General features: G+C 73.1%; 11 protein-coding genes. 8 read left to right on the top strand and 3 right to left on the bottom strand.

Features of this window, described 5'->3' with window-relative positions; translation table 11 throughout:
* Window positions 1-63: 63 nt before the first annotated feature.
* Entirely contained in the window at window positions 64-2166 is a 2103-nt protein-coding gene (locus AC0QR5_RS10560; RefSeq protein ID WP_329862037.1) for an SH3 domain-containing protein, read from the top strand.
* On the opposite strand, the gene AC0QR5_RS10555 is transcribed toward AC0QR5_RS10560, so the two are convergent.
* From AC0QR5_RS10555 to AC0QR5_RS10545, 3 genes are all read right to left on the bottom strand, one after another.
* On the bottom strand, window positions 2154-3425 hold the full coding sequence (locus AC0QR5_RS10555; RefSeq protein WP_329862036.1) for a glycerate kinase: 1272 nt from the start codon (window positions 3423-3425) through the stop codon (window positions 2154-2156). The two genes, AC0QR5_RS10560 and AC0QR5_RS10555, sit on opposite strands and share 13 nt — an antisense overlap.
* A gap of 122 nt (window positions 3426-3547) precedes the next feature.
* Window positions 3548-4705 carry a sugar diacid recognition domain-containing protein gene (locus AC0QR5_RS10550; RefSeq protein ID WP_329862035.1) on the bottom strand — a complete coding sequence of 386 codons (1158 nt, stop codon included), beginning with the start codon at window positions 4703-4705 and terminating at the stop codon, window positions 3548-3550.
* Window positions 4702-5490, bottom strand: coding sequence for a DeoR/GlpR family DNA-binding transcription regulator (locus AC0QR5_RS10545; RefSeq protein ID WP_329862034.1), 789 nt, complete (start codon window positions 5488-5490; stop codon window positions 4702-4704). Before AC0QR5_RS10545 ends, AC0QR5_RS10550 begins: the two co-directional genes overlap by 4 nt.
* Before the next feature lie 312 nt (window positions 5491-5802).
* Between AC0QR5_RS10545 and AC0QR5_RS10540 the strand changes: the two genes are divergently transcribed.
* The 7 genes from AC0QR5_RS10540 to galK are packed head-to-tail and all read left to right on the top strand — an operon-like array spanning window position 5803 to window position 16732.
* Window positions 5803-7167 carry an ABC transporter substrate-binding protein gene (locus tag AC0QR5_RS10540; protein WP_329862033.1) on the top strand — a complete coding sequence of 455 codons (1365 nt, stop codon included), beginning with the start codon at window positions 5803-5805 and terminating at the stop codon, window positions 7165-7167.
* A 23-nt stretch (window positions 7168-7190) separates the two neighbouring features.
* Window positions 7191-8096 (top strand): carbohydrate ABC transporter permease, encoded by a 906-nt coding sequence (locus tag AC0QR5_RS10535; protein ID WP_329862032.1) that lies wholly within the window; start codon window positions 7191-7193, stop codon window positions 8094-8096.
* Window positions 8093-8983 (top strand): carbohydrate ABC transporter permease, encoded by an 891-nt coding sequence (locus AC0QR5_RS10530; protein WP_329862031.1) that lies wholly within the window; start codon window positions 8093-8095, stop codon window positions 8981-8983. The genes AC0QR5_RS10535 and AC0QR5_RS10530 overlap by 4 nt, the downstream gene beginning before the upstream one ends.
* An 11-nt stretch (window positions 8984-8994) precedes the next feature.
* Entirely contained in the window at window positions 8995-12240 is a 3246-nt protein-coding gene (locus tag AC0QR5_RS10525) for a glycoside hydrolase family 2 TIM barrel-domain containing protein (RefSeq protein ID WP_329862030.1), read from the top strand.
* Window positions 12231-14348, top strand: coding sequence for an alpha-galactosidase (locus tag AC0QR5_RS10520; protein WP_329862029.1), 2118 nt, complete (start codon window positions 12231-12233; stop codon window positions 14346-14348). Before AC0QR5_RS10525 ends, AC0QR5_RS10520 begins: the two co-directional genes overlap by 10 nt.
* Before the next feature lie 54 nt (window positions 14349-14402).
* The gene (gene galT, locus AC0QR5_RS10515) at window positions 14403-15551 is read left to right on the top strand and encodes a galactose-1-phosphate uridylyltransferase (RefSeq protein WP_329862028.1); all 1149 of its coding nucleotides are present in this window, start codon (window positions 14403-14405) and stop codon (window positions 15549-15551) included.
* A complete protein-coding gene (gene galK / locus AC0QR5_RS10510) occupies window positions 15548-16732 on the top strand; it encodes a galactokinase (RefSeq protein ID WP_329862027.1) in 1185 nt (394 codons plus the stop codon). The genes galT and galK overlap by 4 nt, the downstream gene beginning before the upstream one ends.
* Window positions 16733-16775: the final 43 nt, after the last annotated feature.

The raw sequence follows: 16775 nt of genomic DNA, 5'->3' as shown, positions 1-16775 counted from the left end.
TTGGGCCCACGTTCCGACCGCGACCGGACCCGATCCGGCCCCAACTCAAAAGGGTGATTCGACATGGCCTCAGCCCGCCGTGCCTTGTCCGTTTCCACGACCTCGGCCCTCGCCGTCGCGCTGCTGGCGGCTCCCGCCGCGCAGGCCGCCCCGGCCCTCGCCCTCGTCCCGGGCCCGCCGGGAACCCTGCCGGCCTCCCTGCCCGCGGCCCCGGCCGCCGCCAAGACGGTGCTGCCGCTCAAGGCCGGCAGCTACCGCTTCTCCTCCCGCTACGGGGCGCGCTGCATCCCGACGATCGGCGGTTCGACGAACCACCTGGGCCAGGACCTCGGCGCCGCCAACAACGACCCGATCTACGCGGTCGCGGACGGCACGGTGACCCGCACCAACAACGGCACGAGCGCCTCGAGCGGCTACATCGTGGTCAAGCACGTGATCGGCGGGCGGACCTTCCACACCGTCTACGTGCACATGTGGAACGCGACGACCCACGTCAAGGCCGGGAGCACGGTCAAGGCGGGGCAGCAGATCGGCCTCGTCGGCTCCTCGGGCCCCTCCACCGGGCCGCATCTGCACTTCGAGGTCTGGGAGGGAGCCTGGTACACGGGCAAGCACCTCGACCCCACGGCCTGGCTGAAGTCCCGCGGCGTCGACCTCGCCGCCAACGCGAGCCTGATCTACCCTGACCTGCGGCCGACCTCGTGCGGCTACTTCGCGGCGACCGCCACGACCCTGCGCGCGGCCGCGAGCTCGACGTCGGCCGTCCTGAAGAACCTGCCCGTGAACACCGCCATGACCGGCGTCCCGGGCGACATGGCCAACGGATTCGTCCGCGTCACCGCGGCGGGCGTCAAGGGCTGGGTGCCCCACGCCGCCGTCTCGCCGATCAAGGTCAAGACCGGTACGACGCCGGCGCCGTCCGTCCCCGACGCCGGAGACCTCGCGCCCGTGGGCACGGTGAAGCCCGTCGGGGCGAACTACAAGGCCATCTCGGCCGTCAACATCCGCCAGGCGGCCTCGACCTCCTCCCCCGTGCTGCGGGTGCTCCCGAAGGACGCGGTGGTCGCCGTGAGCGAGGAGAGCAACGGCTGGTACAAGCTCAGCTACTCCGGCTCCACGGGCTGGGTCTACTCGAGCTACCTCGCCGCGACGGGCACCACGCCCGCGCCGGCCCCGAAGCCGACCACTCCCGCCCCGGCCCCGAAGCCGGCCACCCCCGCGCCGAAGCCGGCCACTCCGGCTCCCGCCGCGACGACGCACACCACGACCGCGAACCTGAACCTGCGCGCGGGTGCGGGCACGCGCCACAAGGTCCTCAAGGTCCTCGCCAACGGCACCGCGGTGACGCAGCTCGCGGTGAGTGGAACCTGGATCCAGGTCAAGGCCGGCACGACGACGGGGTGGGTCTCCTCGCAGTACCTGAAGAAGGCCGCCGCGGCGGCCGCGCCGAAGCCCGCGACCCCGGCGCCGAAGCCCGCCACGCCCGCCCCGGCCCCGAAACCGGCCACCCCCGAGCCGAAGCCCGCGACCCCGGCTCCCGCGGCGACGACGCACACCACGACGGCGAACCTGAACCTGCGCGCGGGTGCGGGCACGAGCCACAGGGTCCTCAAGGTCCTCGCGAAGGGCACCGCGGTGACGCAGGTGGCGGCCAACGGGACGTGGATCCAGGTCAAGGCCGGCACGACGACGGGGTGGGTCTCCTCGCAGTACCTCGCCAAGAAGGCCGCGACGGGCGGCAGCACCATCACGAACCTGACGCCGGCCAACTACCGCACCACCGTGCAGGTCAACGTCCGCAGGGGCGCGGCGGACAACCAGCCGGTCCTCAAGGTCCTCGCGAAGGGCGCGACGGTCTCCGTGACGGGCAGCTCGGGTTCGTGGCGGCGCGTCGTGGCCTCCGGTGTGACCGGTTGGGTTCCGGCGAGCCAGCTGACGGCCGTGCCCGCGGCACCGGCCAAGCCCGCGACCCCGGCCGCGAAGCCGGCGGCGAGCAAGACGACGACGGCCCGCGTGAACTTCCGCGCCGGGGCGGGCACGAACTTCGCCTCCCTCGCCGTGCTCCCGCTCAACACCAAGGTCACGGTCAAGGCCAGCAAGGGCGTGTGGTTCCAGGTGGTCCACGGCACGCGCACCGGCTGGGTCCACGGCGACTACCTGAAGTAGCCGGGAGCCCCCGTTCGGGCCGGCGCGAGCAGCGCGCAGGCCTGGGCCGCGGCGTCCTCGATGAGTTCCGCCGCGTCCGCCTGCAGCGCCGCGAGCTCCGCGGGGCCGCGGGCGATCGAGAGCGCGGCCGTGATCCCCGCCCGGCGGCACGCGGCGGCGGAGAGCCGCACCGTCCCGGCGATGACGACGACGGACGCCGCCTCCGGGGCGTGGCGCCGCACGGCGTCCACGACCTTTCCCCCGAGCGACTGCTCGTCGAAGGAGCCCTCGCCCGTCAGGACGATGTCCGCCGTGGCGAGGGCCCCGCGCAGTCCCACCGCGTCGCCGACGAGCTCCGCGCCGGGGACGGTCTCCGCCCCGAGCAGCGCGACGAGCGCGAGCGGCAGGCCGCCGGCCGCACCGAAGCCCGGCGCCTCGAGGAAGCCGGACGCCTCCACCTCCGCGTCTCCCGCGTGTCCGTCGTGTCCCCCGTGCCGGGCGAGGACACGCGCGAAGCGGGCCAGCCCCGCGTCGAGCGCCTCGACCTCGCCGGGCCCCGCGCCCTTCTGCGGTCCGAACACCGCGGCCGCCCCGCGTTCGCCGCACAGCGGGTTCTCGACGTCGACCGCGATCCGCCACCGGACCCCGCGCGCCCGCGGATGCAGCCCTTCGAGGTCCACCGCGGCGATCCGTGCGAGCCCGGCGCCTCCGGGCGGGACCTCGGCCCCGGCGTCGTCCGTGAAGCGTGCGCCGAGCGCGCGCAGGAGGCCCGTCCCGCCGTCGGTGCTCGCGGAGCCGCCGATGCACAGAAGGACCTCCCCGACGCCGTCGTCCAGGAGACGGCGCGCGATCAGGCCCACGCCGTGGCTGTCCGCGCGCAGCGGCTGCAACGGCACGTCGGCGACGTGGGGCAGGCCGTTGCCCTCGGCGGCCTCGATCAGCCCCGTGCGCCCGTCGGAGGAGATCCCGTAGCGGGCTTCGCGGGGCCGGCCGAGGGCGTCCGACGCGGCGACCGTGAGCGCCGGGGTCCCCCACGCGGCGAGCAGGGCGTCGAGGGTGCCCTCGCCCCCGTCGGCGAACGGGAGCTCGCGGATCCGCGCGCCGGCGCCGAAGACGGCGCGGGCGCCACGGGCCAGGGCGGCCGCGGCCTCGGCGGCGGAGACGCTGCCCTTGAAGGAATCCGGAACGGCGATAATGCGCGGCCCGGACGGCTCTGGGGTGGGGCGGGGTGACGACGGTGCGTTGTGGGACGACGGCTGTGTGGCGTGCGGCGAGGACATGGGTCGACTCTACGTCGGCGCCCGACCGCCGGATATGGGTAGACCGCCCGGGATTCCGCCTCGAGACGGCAGTAGTCGTGGGCAGGCTGCACATGCGGTCATGCGGTCATGCGGTCATGCGGTCATGAGGGCTCCGGAGTCCCATCACGCGCGGCGGCGAGGGCGAGCCGCAGGGTCAGCGCCTCCCGGGGATCGCGCGGATCCAGGCCGGAGAGGGTCGTGATCCGATCGAGCCGCTGCAGCACCGTGTTGCGGTGGGCGAAGAGAGCGCGGGCGGCTCCCGCGGCCGAGCCGCCGCACCCCAGGTAGGCGGCGAGCGTCTCGAGGTGCTGCCGTCCGAGCGGTTCGCACCGGGCGGCGAGGTGCCGGGCCGCCTCGGGATCCAGCGCGGCCACGGCGAGCTCGGCCGTGAGGTGCCGCAAGTGGAGGACGTTCGGCGGGGTCCCGTCCGCCTGCGGGAGGACGGCCGGCCGCGCGCACAGCGCGCCGAGGGCCTTGGCCGAACCGCCCAGCGTCGCGGCATCGGGGCAGGGGTCGCCGAGGAGCACGAGGCCCCCGTGGGCCCCGGCGGTCCGGCACAGGAGTGCCCGATCCGCGTCCGTCGCGGAGCCCAGGACCCACAGGGCGCCGAGGAACACGGCCGTGCGGAAGCGGCCGGTGGGAGCGAGGGCCCGCGAGATCGCGCCGGCCTGCCGGGGCGGACCCGGGGTGACAGCGGCGCGGCTGCCCGGGCTGGCGGCCTCGTGGCCCTCCGACCGGTCCGGCGCCTCGAGCACCGCGGCCAGGAACCAAGGGGCGGCGAGGGGTGGGTGGACCGCGGCGAGCGCTGCGGCCGCGGCCTCCGGGTCCGTCGGTGCCGTGACGAGCCGGGAGAGCAGCTCGCGGTCGAGGGCCTCGCGGCGGGCGGCGTCGTCCGCCTCGCGTTCGCGCGCCAGCAGGAGGCCGATCGCCAGGACGAGCAGGTCCGCGAGGGGCCCCACGCGGGCGGGTTCGCCCGTGATGCCGACGACGCCGAGGAGGCCGCCGTCGAACACGAGCGGCACGTTCACGCCGGGCTGCTCCCCGCCGCGGGCCTCGCCCGGATGGACGGCGACGGCCTCCCCGGTCCGGGCGGCGCGACGGGCGGCGTGGTGCAGCCGGCCCACGCGGCCGGGTTCGCGGGAGGCGACGATCAGGCCCGTCGGGTCCATGATGTTCACGTTCTGCTCCAGGCTTGGGGCGACGTGGTCCACGATCCGCTGGGCGAGGGCCGCGTCCAGCGCGGGTGCGCCCGCGCTCACGAGGCGGCGTCCGCCACGAGCAGCTCGTCCACGTGCTCGCGCAGCTCATCCCGCGCGGACGCGTCGAGGTCGCGGTCGGTGATGAGCAGGTCCACCTCGGCGAGGTCGGCGATGCGGCACAGCCCGGTCACGCCCCACTTCGTGTGGTCGGCCAGGACGATCGTGCGCGCCGCGCTGGCCATGAGCGCCCGATTGACCTGGGCCTCGAGCATGTTGGGGGTCGTGATGCCGCTCTCGACCGTCATCCCGTGGACTCCCATGAAGACGACGTCGACGTGCAGCTGGCCCAGGGCGGCGACCGCGAGCGGGCCGACGAGCGCATCGGAGGGCGTGTGCACGCCGCCCGTGAGGATCACGGTCTGGCTCGTGTTGTCCGCTGCGTAGAACTCGGCGGCGATGCGCGGCGAGTTGGTGATGATCGTCAGGTCGTTGATGGAGGTGCAGTGCCGGGCGAGCGTGAACGTCGTGGTCCCGGAATTCAGGGCGAGGGACATGCCGGGACGCACCAGGGCGGATGCCGCCGTGGCGATGAGCTCCTTGGGGCCCGACTGCAGGCCGAGCTTCTTGGCGAATCCGGGTTCGGCGCTCGTCGCGCTGGCCTCACGGGTCGCGCCTCCGTGGACCTTCGTCGCCGATCCCTCTGCCGCGAGCTGGTTCAGGTCCCGCCGCACGGTCATCTCGGACACGCCGAGCTTCTGCGACAGCTCGGTGACGCGGACCTGTCCATGTTTGTTCAGTTGTTCGAGAATGTGACGCCGCCGTTGCGGGGGGAGCATTTCGGTCATGCGCTGCATCCGTCCTGGGCCGGGGTCGTTGTTGGGCTCCACAGTAGCGGAGAATCCGCGGAAGTACAGGCCGGGCCGCTCGATGGGGGCCACGCGGGGAGGGTGGAGGCGACGCCGGACGCGGGTCGTCCGGGCCCGGCCCGAGTCATGCAATATTTTGTGCGGGGCTGAACTCTTGTGTTGTGTTGTGACGAATGGCATAGTGTCACACACGTCGCATTTCGAGCGGTTTTGATCGAACATGAGTGGTTTTATCAACACCACGGAATGCACCCTCCACGACCTGGATCCAGGCACAACAAAGGAGTTCTCGTGGCACCCCGTTTCGACCCACGCATGTCCGGCGCCCCGCTCTCGCCCCGCCCCCTCGGGCTCGGGCGGCACGCGAGCGTCCCCGTCAGCCGCCGCGCCGTCCTCGGAGGCGGCCTCGGGCTGTCCGTGATGGCGGCCCTCAGCGCCTGTGGCGGTGGCGGCTCTGGCGCCGCCGCCGGCGACGGCACCGGCGCCATCACCCTCGGCTCCAACCAGTCCGACGCGGTCCCCAAGGCCGCCTACCAGAAGATCGTCGACGCCTTCATCGAGGCCTCGGGATCGGAGGTCGGCGTGAACACGGTGGACCACAACACCTTCCAGGAGCAGATCAACTCCTACCTGCAGGGCGACCCCGACGACGTCTTCACGTGGTTCGCCGGGTACCGCATGCGCTTCTTCGCCGATCAGGGCCTTGCGGGGGACATCAGCTCCGTCTGGGAGAACATCGGCGGCAACTTCAACGAGTCGTTCAAGGAGGCCTCCACGGGCTCCGACGGCAAGCAGTACTTCGTCCCCGTCTCCTACTACCCGTGGGCCGTCTTCTACCGGAAGTCGGTGTTCGAGGAGAACGGCTACTCCGTCCCCACGACCCTCGACGAGTACATCGAACTGGCCGAGGGCATGAAGTCGGACGGCCTGACCCCGATCGGCTTTGCCGACAAGGGCGGCTGGGAGGCCATGGGCACGTTCGACATCCTGAACATGCGCATCAACGGCTACGACTTCCACACCCGGCTCCTCGCGGGCGAGGAGTCCTGGGAGACGGATCCCGTCAAGGAGGTCTTCAACACCTGGGCCAGGCTCCTGCCCTACCACCAGGAGGGCGCGCTCGGCCGCGATTGGCAGGAGGCCGCCCAGGGCCTGCTGCAGAAGAAGTCCGGCACCTACCTGCTGGGCATGTTCGTCTCCCAGCAGTTCCAGGACGCGGAGGGGGGAGAGGCCCTCGAGGACCTCGACTTCTTCACCTTCCCCGAGGTCAACCCGGAGCACGGCACGGACTCGATCGACGCCCCGATCGACGGCTTCATGATGAGCGCGCAGACCCAGAACGCCGGCACGGCCAAGGCCCTGCTCGAGTTCCTCGGCACGCCCGAGGCGCAGAAGGTCAACACCGATGCGGACAAGGGCCTCGTCGCCCCCGTGAACGGCATGGACACCTCGGGCTACACGGCCCTGCAGCAGAAGGCGTCCGAGGTCGTCGGCGAGGCGGCGCACATCGCCCAGTTCCTGGACCGCGACACGCGCCCGGACTTCGCCTCCACCGTGATGATCCCCTCGCTGCAGGCGTTCATCCGCGAACCGGGCAACATCGATTCCGTCCTTGCGGACATCGAAGCGCAGAAGAAGGCCATCTTCGCCGGCTAGGCGGAGAGGGGAAGGGAAGACCGATGAGCCAGACGAACACCGCGCGCCCGCCCGCGACGCGCAGGATCCGCCGCCATTCCACGGGCGACCGGGTGGCCCTCGCCGTCATGCTGGGGGTCCCCACGCTCGTGGTCATGGGACTGGTCTGGGGGCCGGCGATGGCCTCGGTCTTCCTTTCCTTCACCCGCTGGAACGGCGTCACGCCGATCGAGTTCATCGGGCTGCAGAACTACCAGCAGATCGTCACGATCTACCCGCCGTTCTGGCCCGCCCTGCGCAACAACGTCATCTGGCTCGCCGTCCTGGCGCTCATCGCGACGCCGCTGGGACTGCTGCTCGCCGTCGTCCTGGACAAGCAGTTGCGGGCCACGCGGTTCTACCAGGGCGTCTTCTACCTGCCCGTGGTCCTCTCGCTCGCGCTCGTGGGCTTCATCTGGACGCTCATCTACTCGCAGGACCAGGGCCTGATCAACCAGCTCTCCGGCGCCAACGTGAACTGGTTGGGGGATCCGGACATCAACCTCGGAGCGGTCCTCGTGGCCGCCGCGTGGCGCCACGTCGGCTACATCATGGTGCTCTACCTCGCGGGCCTGAAGGGCGTGGACCCCTCCATCAAGGAGGCCGCGCAGATCGACGGGGCCAACCAGGTGCAGACGTTCTTCCAGGTCGTCTTCCCCACGCTCAAGCCCATCAACATCGTGGTGCTCGTGGTCACCGTGATCGAGGGCCTGAGGGCGTTCGACATCGTCTACATCATCAACAAGGGCACCAACGGGCTCGAGCTGCTCTCGGTGCTCATCACCAACAACATCATCGGCGAGGCCAGCCGGATCGGCTTCGGCTCGGCGATCGCCGTGATCCTCCTGGTGATCTCGCTCGGCTTCATCATCAGTTACCTGTGGCAGACCTTCCGGAAGGACGCGCGATGAGCACCACCGCGACCACCGCCCGCACCGCCCGCACCGCCGCGCCGGTGCCCCCGCTGCGGCGCCGCCCCGTCCCGTCGGCACGCGTGCTCCTGCACGCGGTCCTGATCACGTGCGCGGTGGCCTGGATGGTCCCGCTGCTGTGGGCCGTCTACACCTCGCTGCGCCCCTATGAGGAGACGGCGGTCAAGGGCTACGTCTCCTGGCCGGACACGCTGAACTTCGACAACTACGTCACCGCGTGGACGCAGGCCGAGCTGCCGAAGTACTTCGTGAACTCGCTCATCATCGCCATCCCGGCGGTCGTGCTCGTGCTGTTCCTCTCCGCGATGGCCGCGTTCGTCCTGGCCCGCTTCAGCTTCAGGTTCAACATCCCGATGCTGATGTTCTTCACGGCCGCGAACCTGCTGCCGCAGCAGGTCATCATCACGCCGCTGTACCGGATGTTCCTCTCCCTGGGCCTGTATAACACCCAGCTCGGCATCATCCTGATCAACGTGGCGTTCCAGATGGGCTTCTGCGTGTTCGTGCTGAGCAACTTCATGAAGGCCCTGCCGGACGAGCTCGGCGAGGCGGCCCAAGTCGACGGGGCCGGCATCTGGCGGCAGTTCTTCCAGGTCATCCTCCCGCTGACCCGCCCCGCGATGGCGGCGCTCGGCACGCTGCAGTTCGCGTGGATCTACAACGACTTCTTCTGGGCCCTCGTGCTGCTGCGCGACGGCGACGCCATGCCCGTCACTTCCGCCCTGAACAACCTCAAGGGGGCCTTCTTCACGGACAACAACCTGGTCGCCGCGGGCGCGGTGATGATCGCCATCCCCACGATCGCCCTGTTCATCGTGCTGCAGAAGCACTTCGTCGCCGGCCTGACGCTCGGCAGCAACAAGTAGGAGCCCGTGTGATGACGACCGCTTCCCCCGCCCTGCCCTGGAACCTCGATCCGTCGCCCGGCCACGGCGCCCTGCCGGCCCGCGCGCACCTCGATTCGGACCGTCCGGAGGCGTCCCTCGACGGCGCCTGGGGCTTCCGCTACGCGTCCTCCCGCTCCACCGCCGTGGCGGATCCGGCCGCGCCGGACGCCGTCTTCGGCGACACCGTCCAGGTCCCGGGGCACTGGGTGCTCGACGCCGCGAACGGGCCCCTGGTCCTCGGGCAGCGGAACCGCTTCGGCTCGCCCTGGTACACGAACGTCGCCTACCCCTTCCCGTTGGATCCCCCGTATGTCCCGGACGCGGACGGGGTGGGCGACCACTTGCGCGCCTTTACGCTCGAGGAGCTCGGCTTCTCGCGGGATGTCCTCGAGCGCTCGGCGCGTGTGCTGCTGCGGTTCGAGGGCGTCGAGTCGGCCTTCCGCGTGTGGCTCAACGGCACGGAGCTCGGCCACGCCGCCGGGAGCCGGCTGACCCATGAGTTCGACGCCACCGCGGCCCTGCTGGCGCCGTTGGAGGAGAACCGGCTCGTGGTGCGCGTGCACGGCTTCTCCGCGGCGAGCTACCTCGAGGACCAGGACCAGTGGTGGCTGCCCGGGATCTTCCGCCACGTCACGCTGATCGCCGAGCCCGCGGGCGGGATCCGGGACGTGCGCGCGTGGGCGGAGTACGACGCCGGGGCGGGGCGCCTGGCGCTCGAGGCGGACGCCGCGCCGGGGTCCTTCCCGCTGACGTTGCGGATCCCCGAGCTCGGGATCGAGCACGTCCTCGAGGCGCCCGGGGAGGCAGGGGCGCTTGGGCACACGACCGCACGGATCGAGCTCGAGGTGGGCGCGGTGCAGGGCTGGACCGCGGAGACCCCGCGGCTCTACGCCGCCGAGCTCGCCTCCGCCACCGAGACGGTGCGCCTGCGGCTGGGCTTCCGCAGCGTGCGGATCGTCGACGGCGTCTTCATGGTCAACGGCGCCCCGGTGCGTTTCAAGGGCGTGAACCGGCACGAGTTCCACCCGCGCACGGGGCGGGCGGTCACCGAGGAGTTCACGCGCGGCGAGCTGGCGCTCATGAAGCGGCACAACATCAACGCGATCCGTACGAGCCACTACCCGCCGGACCACCACCTGCTCGAGCTCGCGGACGAGCTCGGCTTCTGGATCGTCGACGAGTGCGATCTCGAGACCCACGGCTTCGCCGCGGCGCACTGGGCGGGCAACCCGTCCGCCGACCCGGCCTGGCGCGAGGCGTACCTGGACCGGATCGAGCGCACGTGGCGCCGCGACGCGCACCACGCGAGCGTCGTGATGTTCTCCCTCGGCAACGAGTCCGGCACGGGGGAGAACCTCGCGGCCATGGCGGCCTGGCTGCGCGAACACGATCCGTCCCGGCCGATCCACTACGAGGGCGACCACGACGCCGCCTACACCGACGTGTATTCGCGCATGTATGCCACGCCGGCCGAATCGGAGTCCCTCCTGCGCGGGGAGCCGGTGCCGTCGGCCAGCGCCGAGGGCGCCGCGCGGATCGCCGCCCAGCCGTACGTCTTGTGCGAGTACGCGCACGCCATGGGCAACGGGCCCGGCGGGCTCGCGGACTACGAGGCCCTCTTCGATGCCTACCCCCGGGCCGCCGGCGGCTTCGTGTGGGAGTGGAAGGACCACGGCCTGCTCGCCGCGGCCCCGGACGGAGGCGAGGTCCACGCCTACGGGGGCGACTTCGCCGAGCCGGTGCACGACGGGAACTTCGTCCTCGACGGACTCGTCTTCGCCGACGGCACGCCCACCCCGGGGCTTCTCGAGTACGCCAAGGTGATCGAGCCCGTGCGGATCACCAGCGACGTCGATGCCGGAGCCCGAGCCGGAGCCGGGGGCGGACTGACGGTGCTGAACCGGCAGGACTTCGTCGACCTCTCCGCGTTCACGTTCACCTGGAGCCTCGCCGGGCACGACGGCGTCGAGCTCGCCTCGGGGGTCCTCGACGTCCCGCCCGTGGCCCCGCGGACCGCCGTGCGGGTTCCCGATCCGGCCGAGGTGTCGGCCCTCGGGGAAACGGGAGGCGCGGCAACGGGCGGCGTGCTGACCGTCTCCGCCCGCCTGGCCCGGGACACCTGGTGGGCCGCGGCCGGCCACGAGGTGGCGTGGGGCCAGTCCGTCGTCGGGGCGCCCGGTGCGACGCCGGACGCGGCCGCGGCGGGGACGCCGGATGCCGTGGTCGAAGCGCCGCCCGCGCGTTCCGGCGCGCCCCGCTTCGACCCCGCCGGACTCCTGGCCGGGCTCGGGGCCGTGGAGATCTCCGGCCCGCGGCTCGAGCTCTTCCGCGCCCCCACGGACAACGACGCCGGATCGATCGAGCCCACGCGCGACCTGCGCCCCGGAGGGGTCGGGGCCGTCGGTGTCGAGGCCCACGCGCCGGAGGGCTTCGACTGGGACGCCCACGCCGGCACGGATCCGGCCGATCCGGCCCCGCTGGCCGAGCGCTGGAAGGCCGCCGGGCTGCATGTGTTACAGCGCCGGACGGTGTCCGTGGAGCCTGCCGATGCCGGGCGTGCCGTCACGGCCGTCCACCGCTGGGCCCCGCCCGCCCTGCCGCTCGGCTTCGAAACACGGTGCGCGTGGAGCCGGCGCGGAGACGCGCTCGTGCTCGACGCCGAGTTCCAGGCGCTCGCCGACCCGGGGTTCCCGCTGGCCCAGCTCGGCCTCGCCTTCACGCTCCCGCACGACGCGCTCGACGACGCCTCCGCCGTCGAGTGGTACGGGGCCGGGCCGGGGGAGTCCTACCCGGACTCGTGCTCCGCCCAGCGCCTCGGCCGGCACGCCCTGCCCGCCGGCGCGCTGCGCACCGACTACCCCCGGCCGCAGGCCAACGGCCGCCGCGGCCGGCTGCGTCGGCTCAGCCTGGCCCTCGCCGGCGGGACGACGCTCGGGATCGAGGTCCTCGACGGCCCCGACGACGCCGGCTTCACGCTCTCGCCGTGGAGCCAGGCCGAGCTCGCCGCGGCGACGCACCCGCACGCGCTGCCGGCGCCGTCGTCCTGGGAGCTGGTGATCGACGCCGGCCAGCACGGCCTCGGCAGCCGCTCCTGCGGCGTCGACGTGCCCGCGCGGCACGCCCTGACCGCGGACCGTGCAAGGCTGGTGCTGGCGTTCACCCTGACGCACACCACCCCCGGCTCCCGCACCACCCCCGAATCCCGCACCATCGTGAAGGAGACCCCGTGGCCCTGATCCGCCTCGCCGGCGAAGGAACCGCCCTCGTCCTGGACCCGGGCACGGAGTCCGGCCCCGCCGTCGTCCACTTCGGCGCCGATCCCGGCCCCCTGCCCGGCACCGTCCCCGCCGGCTCCGTCCTGCACTCGAGCTACGACACCCCGCACGTCTTCCCGCTGTGGCCGCAGGCCGCCCACGGCTGGTCCGGGACCCCTCTGCTGACCGGCAGCCGCGAGGGCCGCGACGCCTCCGCCGTCTTCACCCACCCGCGGGTCGAGGAGGAGGACGGCGGCCTGACGCTCACCGCCGAGGACGCCGAGGCCGGGCTGCGGCTCGCGACCCGGATCGAGCTGCTCCCCGGGGGGCTGCTGCGCCTGCGCCACACGCTCGCCAACACGGGCGCGGCCCCGTACCGGATCGACGCGCTCAACGCCGTGGTGCCGGCCGGGCCCGCCGCCGTCGAACTGCTCGACACGACCGGGCGCTGGACGCGCGAACGCCACCCGCAGCGGCTGCCGTTCCGCCAGGGCACCTGGCGGCGGGACGGGCGCCATGGCCGGACGGGGCACGACTCCCCGCTCCTGCTCGCCGCCGGAACCACGGGCTTCGGCAACCGCTCCGGCGAGGTCTGGGCCGTGCACTTCGGCTGGAGCGGCAACTACGGCGTGTTCGCCGAGCGCCATTCCACCCCGCAGCGACTGCTGGGGGCCGGGGAGCTGCCCGGTTCCGGCGAGCTCGTGCTGGAGCCGGGGGGTGCGCACACGAGCCCGTGGCTCTACGCCGCGCACTCCACGGCCGGCCTCGACGGGATCACCGAGCGCTTCCACCGCTACCTGCGCTCGCGCCCGAACCACCCGCGCACTCCGCGGCCGGTCGTGCTGAACACGTGGGAGGCCGTGTACTTCGACCACGATCTGGGCGTGCTCAAGGAGCTCGCCGACACCGCGGCGGAGCTCGGCGTCGAGCGGTTCGTGCTCGACGACGGCTGGTTCGGCTCGCGGCGGGACGACACCTCCGGGCTCGGCGACTGGGAGGTCTCGCCCGAGGCCTGGCCCGACGGGCTCGAGCCGCTCATCGCGCACGTGCGCGGCCTCGGGATGGAGTTCGGGCTCTGGGTCGAACCGGAGATGGCGAACCCCGACTCGGAGCTCGCCCGGAACCACCCGGAGTGGCTGTGTCGGGCGCGCGCGGACCGGCTCGCCCCTACGTGGCGCCAGCAGCACGTCGTCGACCTGGCGAACCCCGCCGCGTTCGCCCACGTGCGCGACTCGCTCGACGCCGTCTTGTCCCGCGCCCGCGATGCCGGGCACCCGGTCTCCTTCCTGAAGTGGGACCAGAACCGGGACCTCGCCGACGTCTCCAGCGCCGGCGCGCCCTCCCAGCACGCCCAGACCCTCGCCGCCTACGCGCTCATGGACGCGCTCAAGGAGCGCCATCCCGGGCTCGAGATCGAGTCCTGCTCCTCGGGCGGCGGACGCGTGGACCTCGGCGTGCTCGAGCACACGGACCGGGTCTGGGCCTCCGATTCCAACGATGCCCTCAACCGGCAGGGCATCCAGCACTGGACGCAGCGCGTCCTGCCGCCGGAGCTCGTCGGCCAGCACATCGGCCCGGCCACGGCCCACACCTCGGGGCGCACCCACGCGCTGGGGTTCCGCGGCATCACGGCGCTCTTCGGCCACTTCGGCATGGAGTGGGACATCCGCGAGGCGCAGGGGGCGGACCGGGAGACGCTGCGCGGGCTGATCGCGCTCTACCGGCGCCACCGCGGGCTGCTCCACTCCGGCACCTCCGTGCGGGCGGACCTGGGGAACGAGGCGTTCGAGCTCTACGGCACCGTGGCCGAGGACGGCGGCGAGGCCCTGTTCGCCCTCGCGTGCCTCGCGGCGTCGGACGACGAGTCCCCGGGGACCGTGGCCGTGCCCGGCCTCGATCCGGCGTCCGCCTACCGGGTGAGCGCGATCGTGCCGGGCGGCGAGGCGGGGACGTTCGGGCACCGGAGGCCTCCGGCCTGGCTCGCGGAGCCGCTCGAGCTTCCGGGCGGCTACCTCGGGACGGTCGGACTGCCGATGCCGGCACTGAACCCGGAGCGGGCGCTGCTGCTGCACGTGGAGCGGGTGCGGTGAGCGGCGGCCAGCCGGGCGATGCCGGAGCGCCCCTCCCCGTTGAACGGAACCGTGATGACTGAACCCGTGCGTACCGCCCTCGCCGATGGCCGGGAGCTGCTCTACTTCCAGGATGCGGGCCGTCCCGCGCCCGCCGTGCCCCGTGATTCCCGGGACCTGCCCGGGCGGCCGGGGGCCTCCGAGCTCCGCTACGATCCGCTCACGGGGGACTGGGTCTCCTTCGCCGCCCACCGCCAGCAGCGCACGCACCTGCCGCCGGCGGACGAATGCCCGCTCTGCCCGAGCCGCGACGGCCGGGCGACGGAGATCCCCGCGGAGGACTACGACGTCGTGGTGTTCGAGAACCGCTTCCCCTCCTTCGGCCCGGAACAGCACGCGCAGGAGCTCGGGGCGGGCCTCGGTGCCGTCCACCCGGCGCACGGCCGCTGCGAGGTCATCGCCTTCGGGGCCGGCCACGCGGATTCCTTCGGCGATCTCGGGATCGAGCGCGCCCGCACCGTCGTCGAGGCGTGGACGCACCGCACGCGCGAGCTCTCCGCGCTGCCGGGGGTGCGCCAGGTCTTCGCGTTCGAGAACCGCGGGGCGGAGATCGGCGTGACCCTGCACCATCCGCACGGGCAGATCTACGCCTACCCGTACACGACCCCGCGGACGCTGACGCAGCTCCGGGCTGCCGTCGCCCACCGCGAGGACACGGGCGGGAACCTCTTCGAGGACGTCCTCGCCGCCGAGGTCGCCGACGGCTCCCGGATCGTGGAGCGCTCCGAGCACTTCACGGTGCTCGTCCCGTTCGCGGCCCGCATGCCGATCGAGGTGCACGTCGTGCCGAACCGCCACGTGGGCGACCTCACGGGGCTGACGGACGGGGAACGTGCGGAGCTTGCCGCCGTCTACCTGCGCCTCGTGCGCGGCCTCGACGCGCTCTATCCGACGCCGACGCCGTACATCGCAGCCTGGTACCAGGCGCCGATCGGGCATCCGGACGCGGGCGAGTACCGCTTGCACCTGCAGCTCACGAGCCCCCGGCGGGCCGCCGACAAGCTCAAGTACCTGGCCGGCTCGGAGGCCGCGATGGGCGCGTTCATCGGCGACGTGATGCCGGAGGCCACGGCCGAGCGGCTGCGCGCCGCCGTGCGGAGCGTCACCGTCCAGGCGGGCCCCACCGCGGGAGCCGCGGGCCGCGCCGCGGGAGGTGCCGCATGAGCGGGTCGTACGACGCCGGGGCGCTGGCCTCCGCCTTCAACGCACGGTTCGGGGCCGTTCCGGAGGGGGTCTGGGCCGCGCCGGGACGCGTGAACCTGATTGGGGAGCACACGGACTACAACGAGGGATTCGTCCTCCCGCTGGCGATCCCCCACAGCGCGCGCGTGGCCGTCCGGAGGACCGATTCGGGGCGGCTGCGCCTCGCGGGGCTGCAGGGGGCGGCCGGCCAGGAGGTGCTCGAGGTCGCCCTCGACGGGCTCGACACCGACGAGCTGCCCTCCTGGGCCCGCTACATCGCCGGGGTGCCGTGGGCGTTCGCCCGCCGCGGGGCTCCGTCACCGGGCTTCGACGTGCTGCTCGACTCGGACGTTCCGATCGGGGCGGGGCTCTCCTCCTCGGCCGCCGTCGAATGCTCCGTGGGACTCGCCGTGAACGAGCTGCTCGGCGCCGGGCTGTCGCGCGAGGAGCTCGTGCTGCTGTGCCGCGAGGTGGAGAACGACTTCGTCGGGGCGCCGACCGGCATCCTGGACCAGTCCGCCGCCCTGCTCGGCGAGGCGGACCACGCCTTGTTCCTGGACTGCCGGACCCGGGAGGCCCGGTCCGTGCCGCTGCCGCTCGCGGGCGCGGGGCTGGCGCTGCTCGTGATCGACACGCGCGTGAGCCACGCGCACGAGACCGGCGGATACAAGGAGCTCTTCGCCGCCTGCATGCGGGGCGCGGCGGAACTCGGCGTCCCGGCCCTGCGGGACGTGGCCGAGGAGGACCTCGCCACGGCGGCCTCGCGGCTCGACCCGGACGTCTTCCGCCGGGTCAAGCACATCGTGACCGAGAACCGGCGCGTGCTGGACACCGTGGCGGCGCTCGAGGACGGCGGCCTGGAGGACGGGGCCGGCCTGGCGGCGATCGGCGCCCTGCTGTCGGCGAGCCACGCGTCGATGCGCGACGACTTCGGGATCTCCTGCCCCGAGCTCGACCTCGCCGTCGACACGGCCCTGGCCCAGGGGGCCGCGGGGGCGCGCATGACGGGCGGCGGATTCGGTGGATCGGCCGTGGCGCTCGTGCGCGCCGGCGACGCGGCCGCCGTGGAGGCCGCCGTCAGGACGGCGTTCGACGCGGCGGGCTACGGCGCACCCGACGTCTTCACCGTGGTCCCGGGGCCGGGCGCGCGACGGCTCGTCTGAGCGCCCGCCGTCCCCGACGCTCGTCCTGCCCGGGGCGGGAGCC

The organism is Arthrobacter sp. J156, from assembly GCF_056172865.1.
This window is presented reverse-complemented; position numbering and strand designations above follow the sequence as displayed.